21 protein-coding genes are annotated in these 25037 nt (G+C 71.7%); 12 read left to right on the plus strand and 9 right to left on the minus strand.

From position 1 onward, the window contains the following. Positions 1 to 57 precede the first annotated feature (57 nt). The 3 genes from ACQPYE_RS29940 to ACQPYE_RS29950 are packed head-to-tail and all read left to right on the plus strand — an operon-like array spanning position 58 to position 2429. Positions 58 to 1065 carry a hypothetical protein gene (locus ACQPYE_RS29940; RefSeq protein ID WP_498716172.1) on the plus strand — a complete coding sequence of 336 codons (1008 nt, stop codon included), beginning with the start codon at positions 58 to 60 and terminating at the stop codon, positions 1063 to 1065. 6 nt (positions 1066 to 1071) lie between these two features. Beyond that, positions 1072 to 1719 (plus strand): cupin domain-containing protein, encoded by a 648-nt coding sequence (locus ACQPYE_RS29945; RefSeq protein ID WP_498716174.1) that lies wholly within the window; start codon positions 1072 to 1074, stop codon positions 1717 to 1719. 59 nt (positions 1720 to 1778) lie between these two features. Beyond that, positions 1779 to 2429: an HD domain-containing protein gene (locus tag ACQPYE_RS29950; protein WP_498716175.1), complete on the plus strand. Its 651-nt coding sequence runs from the start codon at positions 1779 to 1781 to the stop codon at positions 2427 to 2429. Positions 2430 to 2761: 332 nt separating this feature from the next. Here ACQPYE_RS29950 and ACQPYE_RS29955 read toward each other — a convergent pair whose 3' ends face one another. Beyond that, positions 2762 to 3685 (minus strand): heme o synthase, encoded by a 924-nt coding sequence (locus tag ACQPYE_RS29955; RefSeq protein WP_498716177.1) that lies wholly within the window; start codon positions 3683 to 3685, stop codon positions 2762 to 2764. Between the two features lie 255 nt (positions 3686 to 3940). On the opposite strand from ACQPYE_RS29955, the gene tkt reads away from it, so the two are divergent. The 7 genes from tkt (at position 3941) to ACQPYE_RS29990 (ending at position 13881) form a co-directional block, all read left to right on the plus strand. After that, a complete protein-coding gene (gene tkt, locus ACQPYE_RS29960; RefSeq protein ID WP_498716179.1) occupies positions 3941 to 6034 on the plus strand; it encodes a transketolase in 2094 nt (697 codons plus the stop codon). A 23-nt stretch (positions 6035 to 6057) separates the two neighbouring features. Beyond that, on the plus strand, positions 6058 to 7170 hold the full coding sequence (tal, locus tag ACQPYE_RS29965; RefSeq protein ID WP_498716180.1) for a transaldolase: 1113 nt from the start codon (positions 6058 to 6060) through the stop codon (positions 7168 to 7170). A gap of 25 nt (positions 7171 to 7195) precedes the next feature. After that, a complete protein-coding gene (locus ACQPYE_RS29970; RefSeq protein ID WP_498716181.1) occupies positions 7196 to 8812 on the plus strand; it encodes a phosphoglucose isomerase-related protein in 1617 nt (538 codons plus the stop codon). A 47-nt stretch (positions 8813 to 8859) separates the two neighbouring features. After that, positions 8860 to 10350, plus strand: a complete 1491-nt coding sequence (zwf, locus tag ACQPYE_RS29975; RefSeq protein ID WP_498723011.1) for a glucose-6-phosphate dehydrogenase — start codon at positions 8860 to 8862, stop codon at positions 10348 to 10350. After that, positions 10347 to 11558 carry a glucose-6-phosphate dehydrogenase assembly protein OpcA gene (gene opcA / locus ACQPYE_RS29980; protein ID WP_498716182.1) on the plus strand — a complete coding sequence of 404 codons (1212 nt, stop codon included), beginning with the start codon at positions 10347 to 10349 and terminating at the stop codon, positions 11556 to 11558. Before zwf ends, opcA begins: the two co-directional genes overlap by 4 nt. Further along, on the plus strand, positions 11555 to 12328 hold the full coding sequence (pgl, locus tag ACQPYE_RS29985; protein ID WP_498716184.1) for a 6-phosphogluconolactonase: 774 nt from the start codon (positions 11555 to 11557) through the stop codon (positions 12326 to 12328). Before opcA ends, pgl begins: the two co-directional genes overlap by 4 nt. 266 nt (positions 12329 to 12594) lie before the next feature. Then, on the plus strand, positions 12595 to 13881 hold the full coding sequence (locus tag ACQPYE_RS29990) for a sensor histidine kinase (protein WP_498716186.1): 1287 nt from the start codon (positions 12595 to 12597) through the stop codon (positions 13879 to 13881). A 13-nt stretch (positions 13882 to 13894) separates the two neighbouring features. On the opposite strand, the gene ACQPYE_RS29995 is transcribed toward ACQPYE_RS29990, so the two are convergent. The 3 genes from ACQPYE_RS29995 to ACQPYE_RS30005 all read right to left on the minus strand — a co-directional run bounded on the left by ACQPYE_RS29995 (position 13895) and on the right by ACQPYE_RS30005 (position 17772). Next, on the minus strand, positions 13895 to 15172 hold the full coding sequence (locus tag ACQPYE_RS29995; RefSeq protein WP_498716188.1) for an APC family permease: 1278 nt from the start codon (positions 15170 to 15172) through the stop codon (positions 13895 to 13897). A gap of 120 nt (positions 15173 to 15292) precedes the next feature. Then, complete coding sequence (locus ACQPYE_RS30000; RefSeq protein ID WP_498716189.1) at positions 15293 to 16957, minus strand: serine/threonine-protein kinase; 1665 nt, start codon at positions 16955 to 16957, stop codon at positions 15293 to 15295. Continuing rightward, positions 16954 to 17772 (minus strand): hypothetical protein, encoded by an 819-nt coding sequence (locus ACQPYE_RS30005; protein WP_498716191.1) that lies wholly within the window; start codon positions 17770 to 17772, stop codon positions 16954 to 16956. The genes ACQPYE_RS30000 and ACQPYE_RS30005 overlap by 4 nt, the downstream gene beginning before the upstream one ends. Before the next feature lie 97 nt (positions 17773 to 17869). On the opposite strand from ACQPYE_RS30005, the gene ACQPYE_RS30010 reads away from it, so the two are divergent. Then, positions 17870 to 18727 (plus strand): hypothetical protein, encoded by an 858-nt coding sequence (locus tag ACQPYE_RS30010; RefSeq protein WP_498716193.1) that lies wholly within the window; start codon positions 17870 to 17872, stop codon positions 18725 to 18727. A 78-nt stretch (positions 18728 to 18805) separates the two neighbouring features. On the opposite strand, the gene ACQPYE_RS30015 is transcribed toward ACQPYE_RS30010, so the two are convergent. From ACQPYE_RS30015 to gap, 5 genes are all read right to left on the minus strand, one after another. After that, positions 18806 to 19150: an RNA polymerase-binding protein RbpA gene (locus ACQPYE_RS30015; protein WP_015103628.1), complete on the minus strand. Its 345-nt coding sequence runs from the start codon at positions 19148 to 19150 to the stop codon at positions 18806 to 18808. Between the two features lie 76 nt (positions 19151 to 19226). Then, positions 19227 to 19460, minus strand: coding sequence for a preprotein translocase subunit SecG (secG, locus tag ACQPYE_RS30020; RefSeq protein ID WP_360449807.1), 234 nt, complete (start codon positions 19458 to 19460; stop codon positions 19227 to 19229). 90 nt (positions 19461 to 19550) lie between these two features. Further along, positions 19551 to 20339: a triose-phosphate isomerase gene (tpiA, locus tag ACQPYE_RS30025; RefSeq protein ID WP_498716196.1), complete on the minus strand. Its 789-nt coding sequence runs from the start codon at positions 20337 to 20339 to the stop codon at positions 19551 to 19553. Continuing rightward, positions 20339 to 21502: a phosphoglycerate kinase gene (locus ACQPYE_RS30030; protein WP_498716197.1), complete on the minus strand. Its 1164-nt coding sequence runs from the start codon at positions 21500 to 21502 to the stop codon at positions 20339 to 20341. Before ACQPYE_RS30030 ends, tpiA begins: the two co-directional genes overlap by 1 nt. A 22-nt stretch (positions 21503 to 21524) precedes the next feature. Continuing rightward, entirely contained in the window at positions 21525 to 22529 is a 1005-nt protein-coding gene (gap, locus tag ACQPYE_RS30035; RefSeq protein WP_053721402.1) for a type I glyceraldehyde-3-phosphate dehydrogenase, read from the minus strand. A gap of 434 nt (positions 22530 to 22963) precedes the next feature. On the opposite strand from gap, the gene ACQPYE_RS30040 reads away from it, so the two are divergent. Next, positions 22964 to 25021: an acyltransferase family protein gene (locus ACQPYE_RS30040; protein ID WP_498716199.1), complete on the plus strand. Its 2058-nt coding sequence runs from the start codon at positions 22964 to 22966 to the stop codon at positions 25019 to 25021. Positions 25022 to 25037: the final 16 nt, after the last annotated feature.

Consider the following 25037-nt stretch of genomic DNA (forward strand, 5'->3'; position numbering starts at 1 on the left):
CTTGATCGCATACCGAGAGCATTCGGCCGTTCGAGTGCCCACCAAGGAGGTGACCTCGTGTCCGCGGAGCCGAAGGGCGTCCGCAGCAACCTGTTACAAGAATTGTTCTGGACCAGAACAGGACTGCTCCTGCTGAGCCTGGTCGTCACTTCCGGCAGCAGTCTGGCTATTTCCAGCACAATGGATCAAGGAGCGCTGCGCACGTTCCTCACGTCGGTCGGCACCGGCACCCTGATCTCGGCCGTGGTCGGTTTCGGGCAGACGTTGATCACCAATTCGGCCGCGCAACGGGCGTTGATCACGCCGGTCGTGGAGGAGAGCCGCCGGGCGCTCCGCGACCTCACCGCCGAGTACCGGGCCCTGGACCGCGAGTTCTTCCCCACTCACGTGTTCGAGCCGACCGCGCGACCCGACCCGGCGTTCAACCAGGTCATGATGCAGGACCTGGAACGCACGCGGCTGTACGTGTTCCGCGGCTTCGCGGGTCGCTACGCGGCCGGCCGGCTGCTGCTGTCGCAGTCGGAGTGCGAGCTCAGAGCCGTCCTGGCTGATCCACGGGACGACGACGCGATCAGCGGGCGCGCTCGGTACCTGCTTCGCAACGAAGGCGTGGACGGCGACTACGACGCGATCGCCGAGAGGTTGCGCGAGCAGATCTCCATCGGTCTGGTGGGCTTGTTCCTGGCCCGCGGCCGGTGCTCGCGGATCGACCTGACGATCGTGTCCGACCCGCCGTTGGACCGACTGGAGCTGTTCGACGACAGCGTGTGGCTCACCCTCTACAGCAACACCAGCGCGGGCGTGATCCGCCTGTACCCGCGCACGGTGCGGTTCGCGGAGGGCTCGTTCATCTACGGGATGGAACGCGCCGAGTTCCTGCGCATCAGCAATTCCAAGGCAGGGCTCCACATCGTCATCACGCCGGGCACCAGTCGGGCGGACTTCCTCGCCCTGTTCGAGAAGATCACCGGCAACCCGCTCACCGAGGACGGGTTCCGCTCGCTCGAGGAGAAGTTCCACCGATTCCGCAAAGAATTCTCCGCCTCCGCTCAGCTGGGGAGCTGATAAGTCGTGCTCACCGAGTTCACCGGGTTCTCCGCCCTCGCGGAGCTCGCCACGCTCATCGCCGTGGCCGACCCCCCTGTCGTCGACCACTGGGGACACGTCGAGAGGCGTTTCCAGGAGTGGGCGGGCCGACCCGGCCTGCGGGAGAGGCTGCGCGGGCACCTGCGCGCCCTCTCACCGCAGGACGAGATGCGCGTCGTGGCCAGGTCCCGCGAGACGACCACCCACTTCGCGTGGTGCCTGCGGGACGAGCCCGCCGAGCCGTTCACGTTCTGGCTGCACGAGTACAAGCCGCAGCGTGACTGGCGACCGGGCTACGCCGACTCCATCCACAACCACCGCTACCACTTCTGCACCACCATCCTGTCGGGCTCCTACCTGCACGAGCGCTTCACCGCGGACGTGGCCGACGACGGCAGGCAGATCGTGTCCACCACCCTGCTGCGCAGCGCCGAGGCACGTGAGGGCGCCTCGGGCACGATGCTCGCGCACGAGTTCCACCGCATCCCGAAGGCCGCCGACGACACCATGACCTTCCTGGTCAAGTCGCGCGCGGTCAGCCCGTGGAGCCTCAGCTACGACCCCGACACCGGGACCAGCCACCGGCACGTGCCGGTCGAGGCGAGGCTGGAGGTGCTGACGAACAACCTGTAACCCGCGCCAACGATCTTCGCGCGCACCTACCATCGGCCCACCCGGCACGGGAGGGTCCAATGAGTACTGTCACGAAGGCAGTCACGGCGCAGGCGATCTCCGAGGTGCGGGGCGAGGTGTGGCGACTGTGCCGCGACCTCGCCGCGAAGCTCCAGTTCCACGGCTGGCACCACGTCAGCTTCGTGCGGGACAAGGCCGTCCACTTCGCCCGGCGCAACGGTTCGGACGTGACGCTGGTCGAAGTGGCCGCCCTGGTCCACGACGTGAACTACATGGTCAGGCGCAACTCGCTGCCGGTGGACGGCAGGCGGCTGCGGCTGGACATCCTGGCGCGCGCGGGCGTGCCGGACGACGTCGCGGCGCGGGTGGACGCCGTGGTCGAGGAGGCCGAGATGCGCACCCGCCACCGCGACATCTCGCTCGAGGCGCAGGCGCTGTCCGACGCGGACACGCTGTTCAAGGCCCTGCCGGTGACGCCGGTGGTGCTCGCGCCCAAGTACCTCGAGGAGAACGGCATCACGCTGAAGGAGCTGGCGCACAAGATCGTCGGCGAGCAGCGGGGCAAGCACGACGCGGGCTACTACTTCTACGACCCGGAGGCGGCGGCCACCTACTCGCGGTGGGCCACGGCGAACCTGGAGCTGTGGTCGTGCATCGTGGAGTCGCTGGACGACCCCACCGTCACCGAACTGCTGTCGGCGGTGCCGTAGGAGCTACTTCTCCCAGACCACCAGGTCGAACTTCACGCTGTCCTGATCGGACGACACGACGCGGTGGTCGCGGACGTGGTCCCGGTGTGCGCTGGAGCCGCTTCGGCAGCGGGGCTCAGCTCCAAGGCGCCGACATGCCCGCGGCCATCGCGCCGCCGACCGCGACGAGCACCGGCAGGGCGAACAGCCAGGGCGGTCGGCGCGAGGTCCTTGAGCCGGCGGTTCACGGTCGCGGTGTCGTAGGCCCCACCCGATCGAATGAACTTCGCCGCACCGGTCCCGACCTGCGGCTTCCGGTCGTTATCCGCAAATATGCGGAAAGTGCATGAGGCTCAGAACGGCCGGCCGAGCACCGGCAGGCCCACCACCGCGTCCACGGCCAAGCCGCAGAACACGAGCATCAGGTACAGGTTCGACAGGTGGAAGAACTTCATCGTGTTCGTCGACCCACCGCGCCGCACGACACCGTGCAGCCGGTGGGCGAACACCGCGAACCACACACCCGACGCCGCCGCGATCGCGACGTAGATCCACGAGGTCACCGGCGCCAGCAGCAGGGTGCACCCGACCGTGATCCACGAGTAGATGACGATCTGACGGGTGACCTGCTGCGCCGTCGCCACCACCGGCAGCATCGGCACGCCGGCGCGCGCGTAGTCCTCCTTGAACTTCATCGCGAGCGCCCACGTGTGCGGCGGCGTCCAGAAGAAGATCACGCCGAACATCACCAGCGCGGGCCACGCCACGGTGCCGGTCACCGAGGACCAGCCGATGATCACCGGCATGCAGCCGGCCATGCCGCCCCAGATGATGTTCTGCGAGGTCCGGCGCTTGAGCACGAGGGTGTAGACGAAGATGTAGAACAGGATCGTGGCCACCGCGAACACGGCCGACATCAGGTTCGTGGTCAGCCACAGGAACCCGAAGGACACGACGCCGAGCACGATGCCGAAGATCAGCGCGTTGCGCGGCGGGATGGCGTCCTTGGCCAGCGGCCGGGCGCTGGTCCGCTTCATCACCGAGTCGATGTCGGCGTCGACGTAGCAGTTCAGCGCGTTCGCCGAGCCCGCGGCCAGGGTGCCGCCCGCGAGGGTGCACGCGATCAGCCACAGCGGCGGCAGGCCGCGGGCGGCCAGGAGCATCGCCGGGATGGTGGTGATCAGCAGCAGCTCGATCACCCGTGGCTTGGTCAGCGCCACGTAGGCGCCGACGACCTGCCGGGGCGACCGCGCCGGAGCCTCGGTGACGGCACTCATGGCGTCGCGCTCCTCGTCAGGTCTGGGGATGAACCGATGGTAACCGCGTGGTGTTCGAGCAGCCCGTTCGGGTACTCCCGGAACGCACCAACCACCCTTGTGCGTACACCCACAGAGCGTGCGTGCCACGAGCGTCCGCTAGTCGGACTAGGCTGGCCGGCGGACCTTGGTAGCCGCGGATCGGGCCTGACGGGATCGATTAAGTTCACGCCGGCCGTCACAACCGCCGCCTAGTGAGTTTGGAGCTGGAAGTCAGTGTCCGTCACCGATGACATCGCCCGGTTGACCGAAGCCCACCTGCCCGAAGATTGGACCGACCTCGACAAGCGCGCGGTGGACACCGCCCGCGTCCTGGCCGCGGACGCCGTGCAGAAGGTCGGCAACGGCCACCCCGGCACCGCCATGAGCCTCGCGCCGCTCGCGTACGCGCTGTTCCAGCGCGTGATGCGGCACGACCCGGCCGACGCCGACTGGATCGGCCGCGACCGGTTCGTGCTCAGCGCGGGCCACTCGAGCCTCACCCTGTACGTCCAGCTGTTCCTCAACGGCTACGGCCTGGAGCTGGACGACCTCAAGGCGCTGCGCACGTGGGGCTCCAAGACCCCCGGCCACCCCGAGCACCGGCACACCAACGGCGTGGAGATCACCACCGGACCGCTGGGCCAGGGCCTGGCCTCCGCCGTCGGCATGGCGATGGGCGCGCGCCGCGAGCGCGGCCTGTTCGACCCGGACGCGCCGGTCGGGCAGAGCCCGTTCGACCACGAGATCTTCGTGATCGCCTCCGACGGCGACATCGAGGAGGGCGTGACGTCCGAGGCGTCGTCCCTGGCGGGCACCCAGAAGCTGGGCAACCTGACGGTGGTCTACGACGACAACAAGATCTCCATCGAGGACGACACCACGATCGCGCTGTCCGAGGACACCGCGAAGCGCTACGAGGCCTACGGCTGGCACGTGCAGGTCGTCGAGGGCGGCGAGAACGTCGCCGGCATCATCGAGGCGCTGGAGAACGCGAAGGCCGAGACCGAGCGCCCGTCGTTCATCCTGCTGCGCACGATCATCGGCTACCCGGCGCCGACCAAGCAGAACACCGGCGCGGCGCACGGCTCCGCCCTGGGCGGCGACGAGGTCGCCGAGGTCAAGCGCATCCTGGGCTTCGACCCGGAGCAGACGTTCGAGGTCTCCGACGAGGTGCTGGAGCACACCCGCGCGGTGGTCAAGCGCGGCGAGGCGGCCAAGTCGGAGTGGCAGAAGTCGTTCGACGCGTGGGCCGAGGCGAACCCGGAGCGCAAGGCGCTGCTGGACCGCCTGGTCGCCAACGAGCTGCCCGAGGGCTGGGCCGACGCGCTGCCGTCGTGGGACCCGGACCCGAAGGGCGTGGCGACGCGCAAGGCGTCCGGCGAGGTGCTGAACTCGCTCAAGGACGTGCTGCCGGAGCTGTGGGGCGGCTCGGCCGACCTCGCGGAGTCGAACAACACCACGATGAAGGGCGTCGAGTCGTTCGGCCCGGAGTCGATCTCCACCAAGATGTGGAAGACCAGCCCGTACGGCCGCACGCTGCACTTCGGCGTCCGCGAGCACGCCATGGGCTCGATCCTCAACGGCATCGCGCTGCACGGCCCGACGCGCCCGTACGGCGGCACGTTCCTGGTGTTCAGCGACTACATGCGCCCGGCGGTCCGGCTGGCGGCGCTGATGAAGTCCCCGGTCGTCTACGTGTGGACGCACGACTCCATCGGCCTCGGCGAGGACGGCCCCACGCACCAGCCGATCGAGCACCTGGCCGCGTTGCGCGCGATCCCGGGGCTGACCGTGCTGCGCCCCGGTGACGCGAACGAGACGGCCGCCGCGTGGCGCGCCGTCATCGAGCACGCCGAAGGCCCGAAGGGCATCGCGCTGACCCGGCAGAACCTGCCGGTGCTCGACGGGACCAAGGAGCGGGCCACCGAGGGCGTGGCGCGCGGCGGGTACGTGCTGGAGGGCGACGCCGAGCCGGAGCTGATCCTCATCGCGACCGGCTCGGAGCTGCAGATCGCGGTGGAGGCCCGGCGCGTGTTCGAGGCCGAGGGCATCGCCGCCCGGGTGGTGTCCATGCCCAGCGTCGAGTGGTTCGACGCGCAGGACAAGGGCTACCAGGAGCAGGTGCTGCCGTCGTCGGTGAAGGCGCGCGTGGTGGTCGAGGCGGGCATCGCCCAGCCGTGGCACCGGTTCGCGGGCGACGCGGGCGAGATCGTGTCCATCGAGCACTTCGGTGCCTCGGCGGACTACCAGACGCTGTTCCGCGAGTTCGGGTTCACGACGGAGAACGTCGTCGCGGCGGCCCGCCGCTCGCTGGCCCGGACCAAGTAGAGAACTTCAGGGGAGTTGACGAGATGAGCACCAATCCGCTGGCCGCGCTCAGCGACGCGGGCGTGTCGATCTGGCTGGACGACCTGTCCCGCGAGCGGCTGGACTCCGGCAACCTGTCCGGCCTGATCGCCGAGCAGCACGTGGTGGGCGTGACCACCAACCCGACGATCTTCGCCGCGGCCCTGTCCAAGGGTTCGGCCTACGACGCGCAGGTGCGCGAGCTGGCCGCGCGCGGCGCCGACACCGACGCCGCCGTCCGCGAGATCACCACCACGGACGTGCGCAACGCGTGCGACCTGTTCCGCGACATCTACACCGCCACCGACGGCGTCGACGGCCGCGTGTCGATCGAGGTCGACCCGCGGCTGGCGAACAACACCGAGGCCACCGTCGCCGAGGCGCTCGACCTGGCCAAGGCCGTGGACCGGCCGAACCTGCTGGTGAAGATCCCGGCCACGGTCGCGGGCCTGCCCGCGATCACCCGGGTGCTCGCCGAGGGCATCAGCGTGAACGTGACGCTGATCTTCTCCGTCGAGCGCTACCGGCACGTGATGGAGGCGTTCATCGCGGGCCTGGAGCAGGCCAGGGCCAACGGGCACGACCTGCACGGCCTGCACTCCGTGGCGTCGTTCTTCGTGTCCCGGGTGGACAGCGAGATCGACAAGCGGCTCGACGCGCTGGGCACCCCGGCGGCGGCCGGGCTGCGCGGCGAGGCCGCCATCGCGAACGCGGTGCTGGCCTACGCGGCGTACGAGGAGACGTTCCGGGGCGAGCGCTGGGAGGCGCTGGCCGCCGCGGGCGCCCGCGCGCAGCGTCCACTGTGGGCGTCCACCGGCGTGAAGGACCCGCAGTACTCCGACACGAGGTACGTCGACCAGCTCGTCGTAGCCGACACAGTCAACACGATGCCGGAGAAGACGCTGCACGCCGTCGCCGATCACGGCAAGATCGAGGGCGACGCGGTCACCGGCCGCGCGGCACGGGCGCAGGAGGTCTTCGACGGGCTGGTCGAGGTCGGCATCGACCTGGACGACGTGTTCGTCGCGCTGGAGACCGAGGGCGTCGACAAGTTCGAGAAGTCGTGGGCCGAACTGCTCGACACGGTGACCGGACAGCTGGACCAGGCCAAGGGCTGAGAGCCCGGGAACGGACAGGACTGACATGACCGAGGTGATCTCCGTGGAGATCGTCCGCACGCCGAACCAGAACCAGGTCGACACCGTCGTCGGCGACCTGGTCCGGGATTCGGCGCCGAGCAGGCTCACCGCGGGGGACGCCACCCTGTGGGGCGCCGACGCGGAGTCGGAGGCGTCGATCCGCCTGGCGTGGACGACGCTGCACGAGACGTCCCGCCCGCTGGTCGCGGAGATCACCGCGCTGCGCGACGAGCTGCTCGCCGAAGGCGTGGACCGCGTGGTCCTCGCCGGCATGGGCGGCTCGTCGCTCGCGCCCGAGGTGATCACGGGCACGGCGGGTGTCCCGCTGGTGGTGCTGGACACCACCGACCCCGGCCAGGTGGCCGAGGCGCTGGCGGGCGACCTGCGGCGCACGGTCGTGGTGGTGTCGTCCAAGTCGGGCGGCACCGTCGAGACCGACAGCCACCGGCGGATCTTCGAGGCGGCGTTCACCGCCGAGGGCGTCGACGCGGCGTCCCGCATCGTCGTAGTGACCGACCCGGGCTCGCCGCTGGAGGCGGCGTCGCGGGAGGCGGGCTACCGCAAGGTGTTCCTGGCCGACCCGCACGTCGGCGGCCGGTACTCGGCGCTGACCGCGTTCGGCCTGGTGCCGTCGGGCCTGGCGGGCGCGGACGTCGGCAAGCTGCTGGACGAGGCGGCGTCGGCCGCGCCGCTGGTGTCGGCCGACTCGCCGGACAACCCGGCGGTGGTGCTGGCGGCGACGTTCGCGGTGGCGCACGCGCACGGCGCGGAGAAGGTCGTGCTCGCCGACACCGGCTCGGGCATCGCCGGGTTCGGCGACTGGGCCGAGCAGCTGATCGCCGAGTCGACCGGCAAGAACGGCACCGGCCTGCTGCCCGTGGTGGTCGAGGGTCCGGGCGCGCCCGGGTTCGTGGACGCCCGCACGGACGCCACGACCGTCGCGATCGGACCGGCCACCGGCTCGTCGACCATCGCGGTCGAGGGCTCGCTCGGCGCACAGTTCCTCCTCTGGGAGTACGCGACCGCGCTGGTGAGCCGGGTGCTGGAGATCAACCCGTTCGACCAGCCCGACGTCGAGGCGGCGAAGAAGGCGTCCCGGTCCCTCTTGGACGCCCCGGCCGCGTCGCCCGTCGAACCGGCCTTCGTGGACGGTCCGATCGAGGCGTACCCGAGCGAGGGCTGGCTGCCGGCGGACGTGAAGACGGTCACCGAGGCGTTGCGCGCGCTCGTCGCCGCCGCGCCGGAGCACGGCTACCTGTCCGTGCAGGCCTACCTCGACCGGGTGGACGACGCGTCGTTCGCCCTCGTTCGCCCGGAGTTGGCGCAGCGTTCACACCTGCAGGCCACCTTCGGATGGGGGCCGCGGTTCCTGCACTCGACCGGCCAGTACCACAAGGGCGGTCACCAGAACGGCGTGTTCCTGCAGCTGACCGGCGCGTCCGAGACGCGGTTGGACGTGCCGGGCAGGCCCTACGACCTCAGCACGTTGCAGTTGGCCCAGGCGCTGGGCGACGGCCAGGTGCTCGCCGAGCGCGGCCGACCGGTGCTGCGGCTGCACCTGACCGACCGCGTCGCCGGGCTCGCGCAGCTCGTCGAGGCAATCCAGGAGGACGGTTCGTGACGGCGCCCACCAAGCGCAACCCGCTGCGCGACCCTCGCGACAAGCGGATGCCGCGCATCGCCGGGCCTTCCGGCCTGGTCATCTTCGGCGTGACGGGCGACCTGTCGCGCAAGAAGCTCATGCCCGCCATCTACGACCTGGCCAACCGCGGCCTGCTGCCGCCTGGCTTCGCGCTCGTCGGCTTCGCCCGCCGCGACTGGGCCGACCAGGACTTCATGAAGGTCGTGCACGACGCCGTCAAGGAGCACGCGCGCACGCCGTTCCGGCAGGAGGTCTGGGACCAGCTCGCCGAGGGCATCCGGTTCGTGCAGGGCACCTTCGACGACGACGCCGCGTTCGACTCGCTCGCCGCGACGCTCTCCGACCTGGACCGCGACCGCGGCACCGGCGGCAACCACGCGTTCTACCTGTCGGTGCCGCCCAGCGCGTTCACCACGGTGGTCAACCAGCTCAAGCGCGCGGGCCTGGCCACGCCGCCGAACGACAACCCGGGCCAGTGGCGCCGGGTGGTCATCGAGAAGCCGTTCGGCCACGACCTGGCCAGCGCCAAGCAGCTCAACAAGACCGTCAACGAGGTCTTCCCCGAGGAGTCGGTGTTCCGCATCGACCACTACCTCGGCAAGGAGACGGTGCAGAACATCCTGGCGCTGCGCTTCGCCAACCAGCTCTACGAGCCCATCTGGAACGCCAACTACGTCGACCACGTGCAGATCACCATGGCCGAGGACATCGGCCTGGGCGGTCGCGCGGGCTACTACGACGGCATCGGCGCGGCCCGCGACGTGATCCAGAACCACCTGCTCCAGCTGCTCGCGCTGACCGCGATGGAGGAGCCGGTGTCGTTCCGGCCGAGCGACCTGCGCGCGGAGAAGGTCAAGGTGCTCTCGGCGACGCGCTCGATCGGGCCGTTCGACGAGACCACCGCCCGCGGCCAGTACACCGGCGGCTGGCAGGGCGGGCAGAAGGTGCTCGGGCTGCTGGAGGAGGGCGGGTTCGCGAAGGACTCGGTCACCGAGACCTACGCGGCCATCACCTGCGAGGTGAACACCCGCCGCTGGGCCGGTGTGCCGTTCTACCTGCGCACCGGCAAGCGCCTGGGTCGCCGCGTCACCGAGGTGGCCGTGGTGTTCAAGCGCGCGCCGCACCTGCCGTTCGACGACACCGCCACCGAGGAGCTGGGGCAGAACGCCCTGGTGGTGCGGGTGCAGCCGGACGAGGGCGTGACCATCCGGTTCGGGTCCAAGGTGCCGGGCAACTCGATGGAGGTCCGCGACGTCACGATGGACTTCGGCTACGGCCACGCGTTCACCGAGTCGTCGCCCGAGGCCTACGAGCGGCTGCTGCTCGACGTGCTGCTCGGCGAGCCGTCGCTGTTCCCGAAGAACGACGAGGTCGAGCTGTCCTGGGAGATCCTGGACCCCGTGATCAGGCACTGGGGCGCCACCGGCGCGCCGGAGAAGTACAAGGCAGGCACCTGGGGACCGGCGTCGGCGGACGAGATGCTGGCCCGCACCGGCAGGCACTGGAGGCGTCCGTGATCATCGACCTGCCCTCGACCACCACGTCGCAGGTCAACACCAAGCTCGTGCGGCTGCGCGAGGAAGGCGGCGCGGTCACCCTCGGCCGGGTGCTGACGCTGGTCATCGTGACCGACGACGGCACCAAGACCGAGGACGCCATCGACGCGGCCAACGACGCCAGCCGCGAGCACCCCTGCCGGGTGATCGTGGTGGCGCGCGGCGCGCGCAAGGCCGCGCCCCGCCTCGACGCGCAGATCCGCGTCGGCGGCGACGCGGGCGCGTCCGAGGTCATCGTGCTGCGCCTGTACGGCGAGCTGGCCAACGAGGGCGCTTCGTGCGTCGTGCCGCTGCTGCTGCCGGACACCCCGGTGGTGGCGTGGTGGCCGAACGAGGCGCCCGCCGTGCCCGCCGAGGACCCCATCGGGCAGCTCGCGCAGCGCCGCATCACCGACGCGGCGGCGGAGAAGAGCCCGATCCGGGCGTTGGAGCAGCGCAGGCTGGGTTACACGCCGGGTGACACGGACCTGGCGTGGACGCGGCTGACGCTGTGGCGGGCGATGCTCGCGTCGGCGTTCGACCTGCCGCCGTACGAGAAGGTCACCGAGGCCGAGGTGAGCGGCGAGGTCGACTCGCCGTCGACCGACCTGCTGGCCGCGTGGCTCGCCGGGTGCCTGCGGGTGCCGGTGAAGCGCCTGCGGGCCAGTCGCGGCGAGGGCATCGTCGACGTGCGGCTGGAGCGCCGGTCCGGTGTGGTGGAGCTGTCGCGCCCGGACGGCAAGGTGGGCACGCTGACCCAGCCCGGCCAGCCGGAGCGGCGGGTGGCGTTGCAGCGCCGGCAGGTGCGCGACTGCCTGGCGGAGGAGCTGCGCCGGCTCGACCCGGACGAGGTGTACGAGGCGGCGCTGCGGTCGCTGGGCAAGGTCGTGCGCGGCCGGAGCACGCCGAAGGCCGCCGCCGGGGCGACGCGCAAGCCCGCGCGGGCCGCGACCGGTGACGCCAAGCCCTCCGCCGGCGCGGTGGACGGCAAGGTCGAGGCGAAGGCCGTCGACAAGGCCGAGGCGAAGACGGACGCGAAGGCCGAGGCGAAGGTCGAGGCGAAGGCGGACGCGGGCGGCAAGGTGAACGCCAAGCCGGTGAAGGCCGCGTCGAAGACCGGCGCCAAGGCCGGTCCCAAGGCCGCCGCGAAGGCCGCGCCCAAGTCGACGAAGGCGAAGGCCGGCTCGTGAGCCGTCCCGAGGTGGTGGTGCACCGTGACGGCGACCTGCTGGCCGCCGCCACGGCCGCCCGCCTGATCACCGCGCTGGTGGACGCGCAGGCCGCGCGCGGGTCGGCGTCGCTGGTGCTGACCGGCGGGCGGACCGGCATCGCGGTGCTGGAGCACCTGCGCGCCACCCCCGCCCGGGACGCGGTGGACTGGACCCGGGTCGACCTGTACTGGGGCGACGAGCGGTTCCTGCCCGCCGGGCACCCCGAGCGCAACGAGACGCAGGCGCGGGAGGCGTTGCTGGACCACGTGCCGGTGCCGGCTTCGCGGGTGCACGTCGTGGAGCCGTCGGACGGGCGGTTCGGAGACGACCCGGAGGCCGCCGCCGAGGCGTACGCCGCCGTGCTCGCCGCCGCCGCGCGCCCGGAGGACCAGGGCTCCGTGCCGTCGTTCGACGTGTGCCTGCTGGGCGTCGGCGAGGAGGGGCACGTGGCCTCGATCTTCCCGGAGTCGCCGGCCGTGGCGGAGCGGGAGCGCGCGGTCGTGGCGGTGCGCGACTGCCCCAAGCCGCCGCCGACCCGGGTGAGCCTCACCCTGCCCGCCATCCGCGCGGCGCGGGAGGTGTGGCTGATGACGACCGGTGCGGCGAAGGCCTCCGCCGTGGCCCTGGGCCTGTCCGGCGAGGACGAGGCGCGGCTGCCCGCCGCCGGCGCGCGTGGTCTGCACCGGACGCTGTGGCTGCTCGACCCGGCCGCCGCCGCGAAGGCTCCGGGCACCCCGCCGGCCGTCTGATCCGCCGGTCGGCCCGACCCACAGCCGGTCCGAACCCCGCTGTCCCGCTGCCGCCGTCGTCCGTCCCGGGCGCGGCGGCAGTGGCGTTCCCGGGGTGATGTGGCGCACTCGCGGGCGGTTCCCACGCACGTTGTCCGCTCACCGGACGTTCGCGCTCGCAATTTTGTGCGGCGTCCGGCGTCCCGTTCGGGTAATCACAGCATCTCGAAGGGTGAGCGGGTCGTCCGAGCGGGTCGGGGGCGGAAAGGCGGGTCATGCCAAGCGTGATGACAGCGCAGTACGGTGAGGACCGGCGGACAGCTGACACAGGAGGTCGGACCCTGGCCGGCAACGCTGTCGGAAGGCTGCCGAGCGGTCGGGTCAACGGCGTCGCGACCGAGCGGGTGCGGCGTGCTGCCTTCCCGGAGGCGGTCGGGCGGTTCCTGGGTCGGGTGCTCGGCAGGCACCGGCAGCCGGCGTTCGACGCGGCGGCCGTCGGCATCGCGGCGCTGGACGTGTGGCTGCGGGTCGTGCCCGAGGCCGAGCCGTACAACTACGTGCTGTCGGTCGTGTCGGTGGCGGCGGTGGCGTTGCGCCGGCGGTTCCCGTTCCTGGTGGTGCTGATCACCGTGCCCGGGTTCCTGGCCGGGTGGGCGCAGTTGGCGGCGATGATCGCGCTGGGGACGTTGGCGCGACAGCAGTTGCTGTCGAAGCAGACCTACGTCGGCGCGGCGCTGGTGTGGCTGAGCCGGTTCTTCGTGTGGCCGCCGGACGAGTTCGCGGCGCTGGACTGGAAGACGCACGTCCACAACGCCATCTACGGGTGCATCGTCGCGGGGATGCCCATCGCGATCGGGTTGCTGGCGCACGCGCGGGAGGAGTTGTCGGCGCGGATCGCCGAGCTGGCGGCGAGCCGGGAGCGGGAGCGGATGCTGCACTCGCACGCCGTGCGGGCGGACGAGCGGGCCCGGCTGGCGCGGGAGATGCACGACGTCGTGTCGCACCAGGTGAGCTTGATCGCGATGCAGGCGGGCGCGCTGCGGGTGGCGGTGGCCGATCCGAAGGCGAAGCAGGTCGCCGGGACGATCCGGATGTTGAGCACCAGGACGTTGGACGAGCTGCGTCAGCTGGTGAGCGTGCTGCGGACGACCAGTGGCGAGGACTCCCCGCAGCCTCGGGTCGAGGACTTGGCGCAGTTGGTGGGCGCGGCCGGGATTCCCGCGACGTTGACCGTGCGGGGCCCGGTGGCCGACCTGCCCGCCCCGGTGTCGGGCGCGGCGTACCGGACGGTGCAGGAGGCGTTGACGAACGTGCGGAAGCACGCGTGCGGTGCGGCGACGGCGGTGTCGCTCGTCGCCGACGCCGACCAGCTGCGGGTGGAGGTGCGCAACGAGGCGCCGGAAGGCGCGGTGGGGTCGGTGGACGGGGCGGCGCTGCCCAGTGGCGGTCACGGGTTGACGGGGCTGCGGGAGCGCGCGGCGCTGTTGGACGGCGAGCTGGAAGCGGGCCCGACGGACAGCGGCGGCTTCGTGGTCCGGGTGACGTTCCCGCTTTTCCGGACGCTGGAGGACTGAGCCAGGGCCAGGGTCACGCCGGGTCCGACCGGGCCCGGCGCGCGCGGAGCAGGTTCACCGCGGCGAGCAGCACGCCCAAGCCGATCAGGACCAGGCCGCGCAGCCAGACCGCGCCGTCGATCCTCGTGAACAGCAGCAGGCACGAGGCGAGTCCCAGCCACGGCACGACGGTGAGGACCCGGAAGTGGTCGGCCTCGCCCGCGTCCCGGCGCAGCACCAGCACCGCCGCGTTGACCGCCACGAAGACCACCAGCAGCAACAGCACCAGCGTCTCCGCCAGCGCGGCCACCTCACCGGTCAGCGCGAGGACCAGGGACAGCGCCGACGTCACGAGGATCGCCACCCACGGCGTCCGCCGGCCGGGCAGCACGCGGGCCAGGGCCGAGGGCAGCAGGCCGTCGCGGGCCATGCCGTACGCCAGCCGGGAGGACATGATGCCGGTGAGCAGGGCGCCGTTGGCCACGGCCACCAGGGCGACGAGGCCGAACAGCCACCCCGGCACGCCACCCGCCAGCCGCACCACCTCCAGCAGCGGCCCGCTCGACTCCGCCAGCCGGTCGGTCGGCACGGTGGCGGCGGCGACCACGCCGACCAGCAGGTACGCCACACCGGCCGTGGCCAGCGCGCCGAACAGCGCCAGGGGGTAGGACCGGCGCGGCTCCCGGACCTCCTCGGCGAGGTTCACCGACGTCTCGAACCCGACGAACGAGTAGTACGCCAGCACCGTGCCCGCCAGCGTCGCGCCGACGACCCCCTGCCCGCCCGTGCCGATCTGGGTGAGCCGGCCGAGGTCGGCGTCGCCGCGCAGCACCACCCAGGCGCCCAGGCCGATGACCAGCACGAGACCGCCCACCTCGATGAGCGTGGCCACCACGTTCGCGCCCAGCGACTCCTTGATGCCGCGGATGTTGAGCAGGGCCAACGCGGTCAGGAACACCACCACGACGACCAGGGTCGGCAACGAGACCAACGCGCTGAGGTACTGCCCGGCGAACCCGCGGGCCAGCGCGCCCACCGACACGACACCCGCCGCGAGCATGCAGAACCCGACCAGCGAGCCGACCGCCGGGCCGAACGCCCTGGTCACGTAGTGGGCGGACCCGCCCGCTCGCGGGTACTTGGTGGCCAGCTCCGCGTAGGAGCCGGCGGTGAGCGAGGCGAGCAGGAGCGCGGTCAGCAGGGGCAGCCACACCGCGCCGCCGGACTCCCCCGCGACCGACCCGACCAGCACGTACACACCCGCGCCGAGGATGTCGCCCAGGATGAAGAAGTACAGCAGGGGTGTGCTCACGGCTCGGTTCAGCGCGACGACCATGCCGTCCAGTACCCCGCGCGACGCCCGGCGAAGCGGATCACGCCTCGGCTCACGCCACTCCCGGCAGCGGTCCGCCTCGTGCGCGCGACCGACTGCTCAGCGGAGTGCCGACCGCCGGGCGGCCACGGCCGCGCACACCGCCGCCACCACGCCCAGCCCGCCGCACACCAGCGCCGGCCACAGGTCGGGGGTGTGGCGCAGCAGCACGGACGGCAGGAGCCACGCGGCCACCCCGAGCACGAAGCCCAACGGCCCCGCCACGACCACCGCGCCCGTCCCGGCCTGACGCCGCCGCAAGGACCGCACGACCGACTCCAGGTACGCGAGCGCGAACAGCAGCAGCACCGCGCTCCCCGCCCCCATGATGCTGATCATCGGGTGCGTCACCGGGCGGAGGGAGTAGGCGGTGGACCGGCCGTCGGCCGTCACGGTCGCCACCGCCGCGCCGCCCACGATCCACCGGCTCGCGCCCGGCAGCTCGAACGTCAGCGGTGACGTGGTGGAGGCGGGCGGGGAGGCGGGCACGTCGGCCAGGGTGATGCCGGCGGCCGTCACGGCGAGGCGCGCGGTCACCGGGTCGCCCTGGCCCGCGGACACCGGCTTGCTCAGGTCGGCGTCGAGGACCGGCAGGTCGCGGGCCGGCGCGGTGAACGGGACGGCGATCATCACGGCCGCCGCCAGGGCCGCCGCCGCCGCGAACCACCGGGCGGGCTTCGGTGCGGGCCCCTGCGCCGCCAGCACCTGCGCCGCCGGCACGAGGGGCTGCGCGCCCAGCCGCACGGGCGTCGCCGGGGTGTCCACGAGCGTCGCCCGAACGGGGAGGTCGAGGCTCTCCCGCGGCACGGCGGGGCCGGGCGCGGACCGGTTGGCGGCGGCGGCCACGTGCGGGCTCAGGTGGACCGGGACGCCGAGGCGCAGGAGCCAGTCCCGGCCGAAGACCTCGGCCGCCGCGCCGGCCAGGTCCACCGCGAACGTCTCCGCGTTACGGTACCGGGACCGGGGGTCGCGTTCGAGTCCTCGCATGATCACCTGGGCGAGCGGGGTCGGCACCTCGACCAGGGGACGGGGCTGCTGGTGGACGTGACGCTGGATCATCGCCAACGCCCCGCCGCCGCTGTCGAACGGCAACCTGCCGCTCAGCAGCTCGTAGAGCACCGTCGCCGCGCCGTAGACGTCGGCCGCCGGGCTCAGCGGATTGCCCAGCGCCTGCTCCGGCGACAGGTACGCGGGCGTGCCGAGCACCTGACCGCCGTGCGTCACGAGCGTCGCGCCCTCGCTCACCACCTGCGAGATCCCGAAATCGGCGACCTTGAGCACCCCGCCGGCGGTGAACAGCAGGTTCTTCGGCTTCACGTCCAGGTGCAGCACCCCGGCCCCGTGCGCCGCGTGCAAACCCGACAGCATCGCCAGGCCGATGGCGCACGACGACGCGGGCGTGACACCCGAACCGGTGAACCTCGACCACACCGTGCCGCCGTCGAGCTTCTCCATCACGAGCAGGTGCTCACCGCGGTCCTGGACGTAGTCGTACACGGGCACGATGTGCGGGTGGTCGAGCCGCGCCAGCAGCCGCGCCTCGTGCGCGAACCGCGCGCTCATCCGCTCGTCCGAAGCGAGCACCCCGGGCAGCCGCTTCACCGCCACCGCACGCCCCAGCGGCCGGTGCACGGCCGCGTACACGACCCCCATCCCGCCGCGCCCGACCTCTGCGCCCAGCTCGTACTGCGGCAGCGCCGCGACGACGTTCGCCGACACCGTCACGCCGCACCGCCCGGCAACGGCCGCGTGATGCGCTGCGTGGCCTCGGGATCGACCGGGTCGGCCCGGTCGATCCGGTCGACCGGGCGCAGGTCGTCCACGTCCGGGTGCGGGGTCAGGTAGCCGAGGGTGAACGCGACCGCGGCCGCGCCCAGGACGAACGGGATCTCCGCGGCCGGCGACGGCGCCACGACCCGCAGCACGGACAGCGAGATCACCGCGACCAGGCCCGTGCCGACGCCGGCGGGCAGGAACCGCATCGCCCGCTGCCACCGGTTCGCGGGCAGCCGCCGGCGGGCCAGCGCGAACAGCGCGCCCGCCCACGCGAGCGAGGTCAACCCGAACACCGCCAGCCCGAACACCCCGTAGACCGACCACACCGACCCGCGCACGTCACCGGTCATGCCGATCGACGCGACCACGTCGCGGTCGGTGTCGAGCACCTCCAGCTCGGTCGGCAGCAACCCGGTCGCCTGGGCGCCGAGCTGCCCGAGGTCGAGCACGAACCCGCGCGTGACGCTCTCCTTGGCGGGCACGTCGAACGGCACGGTCGTGTCGTAGGAGAAGAACGTCAGCGCCAGCGCCGTGCCGGACAGCCGGATCGTCTTGACGTGCCGCACCACGTCCGTCCCGTTGTGGACGGTCACGGAGATGAGGGAGGAGCGGGACGGGTCGAGCAGCAGCTCGTCCTCACCGACCGGAGTGCCGTCCACCGTGGCGTCGATGGTGACCGCGTCCCCGGCGGCGTGGGCGGGGACGACGCCGAGGAAGATCCCGCACAGGAGCAGTAAACCGACGCTGCTCATAATGCGTCTCACAAGGGCACCTCATCGGGGGTAGCGGACTGGTCCGGGGGTCGGTATGCGATCGGCAGGAACACTAGCTTCACTCGGTGCCTTGGCATACGCCGTCGGGGTGCTCGTAGCGGCACCGGTATCGGCGCAGCAGCAGGGGGTCGCGACCGCGAGCCCGGATTCCGGTCCGGCGGGCAGCACGTTCACGGTGAGCTGGACCGGCGTGTACCTCGACCCGGACTGCTCGAACTACACCGTGCAGCTGCTGTGGGACGGCGGGCGGGTGATCGGCAGCGGCAGGCACTCGGGGCGCGGCGCCGGTTCCGGCTCGGCGACCGTGCCGCCGGACGCGGGTGTCGGCGTGCACCGGGTCACGGCGCGTCCTCAGTGCGCGGCGACGTCGAGCCCGACGGACAACTTCACGGTGACGGCGAGGCCGACCACGACCACCACCCCGCCGCCGGTCACGACGACGACCGCTCCCCCGGTGACCACGACCACCACCGCGCGCCCGACGACGACCACCACCACCCGGACGACCACGACCACCACGTCGACGACGACCACGACGACCAGCTCCGCGCCGTCCAGCACCGTCACCACGACCCCGTTCGACGGTGACGGCGCGTTGACGTTGGACAAGGACAACATCCAGCCGGGTGACCCGTTGACCGCCACCGGCACGGGGTGCGAGCCGGGTTCCCCGGTGCGGCTCAGCTCGCTGGGCGAGGCCGTCGGCGCGGCGAAGGCGGACGACTCGGGCACGTTCAGCACCAGGGTCGAGTTCACCACGATCCAGCCGGGCCGCCACGTGATCCGCGCCGACTGCGGGGTGGTGCTGGTCGGCAGCGTGGACGTGGCGCTGACCAGTTCGACCGGCGGCACGACGTCCACCCTGGTGATCCTGGTGTTCTTCCTGCTGGTGGGCGCGATCATGGTCCGCCGCCAGTTCTCCGGCCTGTTCACCAGGCGGAGCTGACCGGGCGGGCGCGGGGACGACGACGGCCCCGGCGGGAAGTCCCACCGGGGCCGTCGTGCCGTTCTCGCCCAAGCCTGTCTAGGGCTCTTCGCGCTGCTTGCGCAGCTTGGTGAGCGCCTCTTCGAGGATCGCCTCACCGTCCGCGTCGGAGCGCCGCTCCTTCACGTACGCCAAGTGCGTCTTGTACGGCTCGTTGCGCGGCGGAGCAGGGGGTGCCTGCTCGTCGCGCCCGGCCGGCAGACCGCACCGGGGGCAGTCCCAGTTCTCCGGGATCTCGGCTTCGACCGCGAACGACGGCCGAGACTCGTGCGCGTTCGCGCACCAGTACGACACCCGACGTCGGGGCGCGGACTCGCCGCGCTCCGATTCGCCCATCGGGCCTGCGCCGACGCGGGTACCGCGAATCGCGTTACCACCAGCCATCGACCCTCACACCCCCACCACGTGGTTTCCCTGTGTCCGCGTCGACCAACACCGTCGGCCGGGTCGCCGACCTGTGTCAGTTGACCTTCATCAGCAGCCCGATGCCCACGATGGCGATGACCCAGACCGCGCCGACGAACAACGTCAGCCGGTCGAGGTTCTTCTCCACCACGCTGGAACCGGACAGGCTGGACTGCATACCGCCGCCGAACAACGAGGACAGACCGCCGCCACGCCCGCGGTGCAAGAGCACGAGCAGGATCAGCAGCAAGCTGGAGACGATCAACAGGATCTGAAGGAACAGGATCATTTCTTCCTCGCTGTCAGGCAGGTGACGCCACAGAGTACCCGGTCGACTGCCGACCGTGGACCACCGCGGGTGGAGAGTGTGTCAGTCACATCAGGGTAGAGGGCCACCCGCCGCCAGTGCGCACAGCTTGGCGAACTCGTCCGCATCCAGGCTCGCACCACCGACAAGGGCGCCGTCGACGTCCTTCTGGGAGATCAACTCGGCGATGTTGCCCGACTTGACCGAGCCGCCGTAAAGCACTCGAACGGCCGAAGCGACGTCCTCGCCGTGGAGCTCCGCGAGCTTGACCCGAATGGCGGAGCACACCTCCTGCGCGTCCGCCGACGAGGCGACCTTGCCCGTGCCGATCGCCCACACCGGCTCGTAGGCGATGACGACGTCGCGCACCTGCTCGGCGGTGAGGCCCTTCAGCCCCGCGACGAGCTGGTCGGTGCAGTGCCCGACGTGGTTGCCCGCCTCGCGGACGTCCAGCTGCTCGCCGAGGCAGAAGATCGGGGTGACACCGTGCTTGAGCGCCGCCTTGACCTTCTTGTTGACCGTCGCGTCGTCCTCGCTGTGGTACTCACGCCGCTCGGAGTGACCCACAGTGACGAACGAGCAGCCGAGCTTGGCCAGCATCGGGCCGGACACGTCGCCGGTGTAGGCGCCCGAGTCGTGCGGCGACAGGTCCTGCGCGCCGTACTTGAGCAGCAGCTTGTCGCCGTCGACGAGGGTCTGGATGGACCGGATGTCGACGAACGGGGGCAGCACCGCGACCTCGACCTTGGCGAAGTACTTCTCCGGGAGCGAGAAGGCGATCTTCTGCACCAGGGCGATGGCCTCGAGGTGGTTGAGGTTCATCTTCCAGTTGCCCGCGATGAGGGGCTGACGCTGAGCCATCACGCCTCCAACACAGACACGCCGGGCAGTTCCTTGCCCTCCAGGTACTCCAGGGACGCCCCACCACCGGTGGAGATGTGCGAGAACCCGTCTTCGGGCAGGCCGAGGGCGCGCACGGCCGCGGCCGAGTCGCCGCCGCCGACCACGGTGAACGCGTCGCTCTTGACCAGCGCCTCGGCCACCGCGCGGGTGCCGCCGGAGAAGGCCTCGAACTCGAACACGCCCATGGGGCCGTTCCAGAACACGGTCTGCGCGTCGGCCAGCTTGGCGGCGAACAGCTCGCGCGTCTCCGGGCCGATGTCCAGGCCCTGCCGGTCGGCGGGGATGGCGTCGGTCCGCACGACCTCGAACTCCGCGTCGGGCGCGAAGTCGACGGCGGCCAGCACGTCGACCGGGAGCACGAGCTCGACGCCGCGCTCCTCGGCCTCCGCGAGGAAGCCGCGGACCTGGTCGAGCTGGTCCTCCTGGAGCAGCGAGCCGCCGACCTCGTGGCCCTGGGCCTTGAGGAAGGTGTAGGCCATGCCGCCGCCGACGAGGAGCCGGTCGACCTTGGTGAGCAGGTTCTTGATGACGCCGAGCTTGTCGGACACCTTCGCGCCGCCGAGCACGACGACGTACGGGCGCTTGAGGTCGTCGGTGAGCTTGCGCAGCACCTCGACCTCGGCCAGCACGAGGCCGCCCGCGTAGTGCGGGAGCTTCTGGGCCACGTCGTAGACCGACGCCTGCTTGCGGTGCACGACGCCGAAGCCGTCGGAGACGAACGCGTCGGCCTTGGCGGCCAGCTCGTCGGCGAGGGCCGCGCGCTCGGCGTCGTCCTTGCTGGTCTCGCGGGCGTCGAAGCGGATGTTCTCCAGCAGCACGACGGTGCCGTCGCCCGCGGCCTCGACGCCGATCTCGACCGGCTGGCCGAGCAGCTCACCGAGCCTCGTGGCGACGGGGGCGAGCGAGAACTTGGGGTCGGGTTCGCCCTTGGGGCGGCCCAGGTGCGCGGCGACCAGGACGCGGGCGCCCGCGTCCACGAGCGCCTTGATGGTCGGCACCGACGCGCGGACGCGGCCGTCGTCGGTGATCCGGTCGCCGTCGAGGGGGACGTTCAGGTCGGCGCGCACCAGGACGCGCCGACCCGAGACACCCTCGCTGAGCAGATCGTCGAGAGTCTTCACAGCGAGTGATCCGCCCCTGCGCTCAGAGCTTGCTGGCGACGAGGTTGACCAGGTCGGCGAGGCGGTTGGAGTAGCCCCACTCGTTGTCGTACCAGCCGACGACCTTGACCTGGTTGCCGATGACCTTGGTCAGCGGCGCGTCGTAGATGCACGACGCCGGGTCGGTGACGATGTCGGCCGACACGATCGGGTCGGTGTTGTAGCGCAGGTAGCCCTTGAGCGGACCGTCGGCGGCGGCCTTGTAGGCGGCGTTGACCTCGTCCACGGTGACGTCGCGGCCGACGGTGACGGTCAGGTCGGTGGCCGAGCCGGTGGGCACGGGCACGCGCAGGGCGTAGCCGTCGAGCTTGCCCTTCAGCTCCGGCAGGACCAGGCCGATCGCCTTCGCGGCGCCGGTGCTGGTGGGCACGATGTTCAGCGCGGCGGCGCGGGCGCGGCGCAGGTCCTTGTGCGGCGCGTCCTGGAGGTTCTGGTCCTGCGTGTAGGCGTGGATCGTGGTCATGAGGCCACGCTCGATGGTGAAGCTGTCGTGCAGCACCTTGGCCAGCGGGGCCAGGCAGTTGGTGGTGCACGAGGCGTTCGAGATGACGGTCTGCGAACCGTCGTACTGGTCGTCGTTCGCGCCCAGCACCACGGTGAGGTCCTCACCCTTGGCCGGCGCGGAGATGATGACCTTCTTCGCGCCACCCTCGTCCACGTGCTTGCGGGCGGCCGAGGCGTCGGTGAAGAAGCCGGTCGACTCCACCACGACGTCGACGCCGAGGTCCTTCCAGGGCAGCTTGCCCGGGTCGCGCTCGGCCAGCGCCTTGATGACCTTGCCGTCGACCGCGATACCCTCGTCGGTCACGGTCACCTCACCGTCGAGGCGGCCGAGGATGGAGTCGTACTTGAGCAGGTGGGCCATGGTGTTGACGTCACCGAGGTCGTTGAAGGCGACGATCTCGATGTCGTGCCCGCTGGCCTGAACGGCGCGCCAGAAGTTGCGACCGATGCGGCCGAAACCATTGACACCTACGCGAACCGTCACGGTGAGTCTCCTCGGTACTCGACTGGCGTTGTCCGCCAGGGGCGTGCAGTCATGGGCTGACCAGGCAGCCGAGAGCCAGCCTAGCCTCCGGCCTGCGTCCCTGGTCACGTGGACCACCAGGATCTCTTTATCGAACAAGAAAATCCAGCTTGACCGGCTTGTTACTTCTGGGTAACTCGGAGGCCGGGCTTTCGCGACCCCGGAGTCCGGCCACGGCGTGCCACGGCGCCGGGCCCGCCGTCCCCAGCGTATGACGCTCGGTGCCCGCCCGCAGGGGCACGCCTTCGCGTGACGGAGGGTGGCCGTCGCGAGCGTTCGACTCGGGGGTCCGGAACGTGGGACACGGTCGTTCTGGACGTGGGACACGCCCTGGGTGGGGGCAACTGTTACACGATCGGGTTAAGCTGCGCCGCTTTTCGAGTCGAGTCGAGGCGGTGGCAGTGGCGCTGGTGACCGGTGAACCACCCGTCGCGGCCCCGCGTGCCGCCGATCGCCCGGCGGTCCGGGCCGACATCCAGGGCCTGCGCGCGCTGGCCGTCGCCCTGGTGATCGTCTACCACCTGCGCCCCGAGTGGCTGCCCGGCGGTTTCGTCGGCGTCGACGTCTTCTTCGTGCTCTCGGGCTTCCTGATCATCGGCACGCTCACCGGCGAGGTGCGGCGCACCGGGCGGGTCGGGCTGCTCGACTTCTACGCGCGGCGGATCCGCAGGCTCCTGCCCGCCGCCACCGCCGTGCTGCTGGCCGTCACGGCGGCGGTGTTCGCGGTGCTGCCCGAGTCGCGGTGGCCGACCGTGCTGCGCGAGGTCCTGTTCTCCGCCGTCAACGGGCAGAACTGGCTGCTGGCCGTGCTGTCCGACGACTACGGGCACGCCACCGCCGGCGCCTCACCGGTGCAGCACTTCTGGTCGCTGGCCGTGGAGGAGCAGTTCTACCTGGTCATCCCGCTGGTGCTGCTGGCCGCGGCCGTCCTGGCGGCACGCCTGGGCGGTGGGCCGGTGCGCTACGCCGCGGTCGCGGTCGGCGTGGTCACCGTCGCGTCCTTCGCGTTCTCGGTCTGGTACACGCCGGTGGACCCGGGCGCGGCGTACTTCATCACGCCGACGCGGATGTGGGAGCTCGGGATCGGCGGCCTGGCCGCGATGGCGCTGCACCGGCTGAGACCGGGCCGGGTGGCCCGGCTGCTGCTCGGCTGGTGCGGTCTGGCGGCGGTGCTGGCGAGCGCGTTCTGGTTCAGCACGGACCTGGCGTTCCCGGGCTGGATCGCGGCGCTGCCGACGGTCGGGACGGTCGCGCTGCTCGTCGCCCGGGAGGAGTCGCTGGCCCGCGTGCTCGGCCTGCGCCCGCTGACCTACCTCGGCGACATCTCCTACAGCCTCTACCTGTGGCACTGGCCGGTGATCGTGTTCGTGCTGGAGCTGACCGGGCGCGAGTCGTTGGCCGGGCACGAGGCACTGGCCGCCGCCGTGAGCCTGGTGCTGGCGGCGGTGTCGAAGCACTTCGTCGAGGACCCGTTCCGGCGCCGGCGGCCCGCCCGCAGGCGCGTGACGTACGGGATCGGCGCGGTGATGGTCGCGGTGACCGTGGCGGTCGCGTCGGGCGGTTGGGCGTCGGCCGAGTCCGCGCTGGCCGCGTTGCGCGGCAGGTCCGTGATCGACGCCGACCACCCCGGCGCGCTGGCGCTGGACCCGAGCCGCCCGCTGTCCGCGCCGACCGGCGTCCCGCTCGCGCCCGCGCCCGCCGTGGCCGGGGAGGACTGGCCGCACGACGACTGCGTCACGCGTGACCTGGGCGACGGGCTCAAGTCGTGCGTGGTCGGCAAGTCCGAGGCGGCCAGGACGGTGGTCGTGGTCGGCGACTCGCACGCGGCGCAGTTCAGCACCGCGCTGGCCGAGTTCGCCCGGCGTGGCGGTGGCGACCAGTGGCAGGTGCACCTCCTCGTGCGCAACGGCTGTCCGTTCTCGACCGTGCCGCCGACGGAGGCAGGCACGCCGCTGACCGTCTGCTCCGAGGAGAACCTGAAGAAGCTCGACCACATCCGCGCCCTGTCGCCCGACCTGGTGGTCACGGCCGCCATGTCGCCGGAGTCCTACCTCAAGGACCTCGGGTGGACGTGGGAGTCGACGGCCGACATGGTCGACGGCTACCGGACCGTGCTCTCCGAGTTGTCCGACGCCGCCATCCCGGTCGCCGTGATCCGCGAGCTGCCCCGCCCGGGACGCCCGGTCGCGGAGTGCCTGGAACGCCACCCCGACGACCCGGCCGACTGCGACACGCCCCGGGCACGGGCCGTCGGCTCGTCGGCCGACCCGCTGGCCGACGCCGCGACCGGCCTGCCGGGCGTGCGGGTGGTCGACCTGACCGACTGGATCTGCCGCGCCGACACCTGCCCGGCCGTGGTCGGCAACGTGGTCGTCTACCGCGACAACCACCTCACCGACACCTACGTGAGGTCCCTGGTCGACCCGCTCGTCGCGGCCCTGGGGCTGAACTAGGACGTGCCGCGGGGTG

It is taken from the genome of Actinosynnema sp. CA-299493, from assembly GCF_050946825.1.
GTDB lineage: Bacteria > Actinomycetota > Actinomycetes > Mycobacteriales > Pseudonocardiaceae > Actinosynnema.

Bases quoted from the DNA above. Each gene is read 5' to 3' on its own strand.
- ACQPYE_RS29950 (WP_498716175.1), top strand. From the start codon at position 1,779: ATGAGTACTGTCACGAAGGCAGTCACGGCGCAGGCGATCTCCGAGGTG.
- ACQPYE_RS29955 (WP_498716177.1), bottom strand. From the start codon at position 3,685: ATGAGTGCCGTCACCGAGGCTCCGGCGCGGTCGCCCCGGCAGGTCGTC.
- tal (WP_498716180.1), top strand. From the start codon at position 6,058: ATGAGCACCAATCCGCTGGCCGCGCTCAGCGACGCGGGCGTGTCGATC.
- ACQPYE_RS29970 (WP_498716181.1), top strand. From the start codon at position 7,196: ATGACCGAGGTGATCTCCGTGGAGATCGTCCGCACGCCGAACCAGAAC.
- zwf (WP_498723011.1), top strand. From the start codon at position 8,860: ATGCCGCGCATCGCCGGGCCTTCCGGCCTGGTCATCTTCGGCGTGACG.
- ACQPYE_RS29990 (WP_498716186.1), top strand. From the start codon at position 12,595: ATGACAGCGCAGTACGGTGAGGACCGGCGGACAGCTGACACAGGAGGT.
- ACQPYE_RS30015 (WP_015103628.1), bottom strand. From the start codon at position 19,150: ATGGCTGGTGGTAACGCGATTCGCGGTACCCGCGTCGGCGCAGGCCCG.
- secG (WP_360449807.1), bottom strand. From the start codon at position 19,460: ATGATCCTGTTCCTTCAGATCCTGTTGATCGTCTCCAGCTTGCTGCTG.
- tpiA (WP_498716196.1), bottom strand. From the start codon at position 20,339: ATGGCTCAGCGTCAGCCCCTCATCGCGGGCAACTGGAAGATGAACCTC.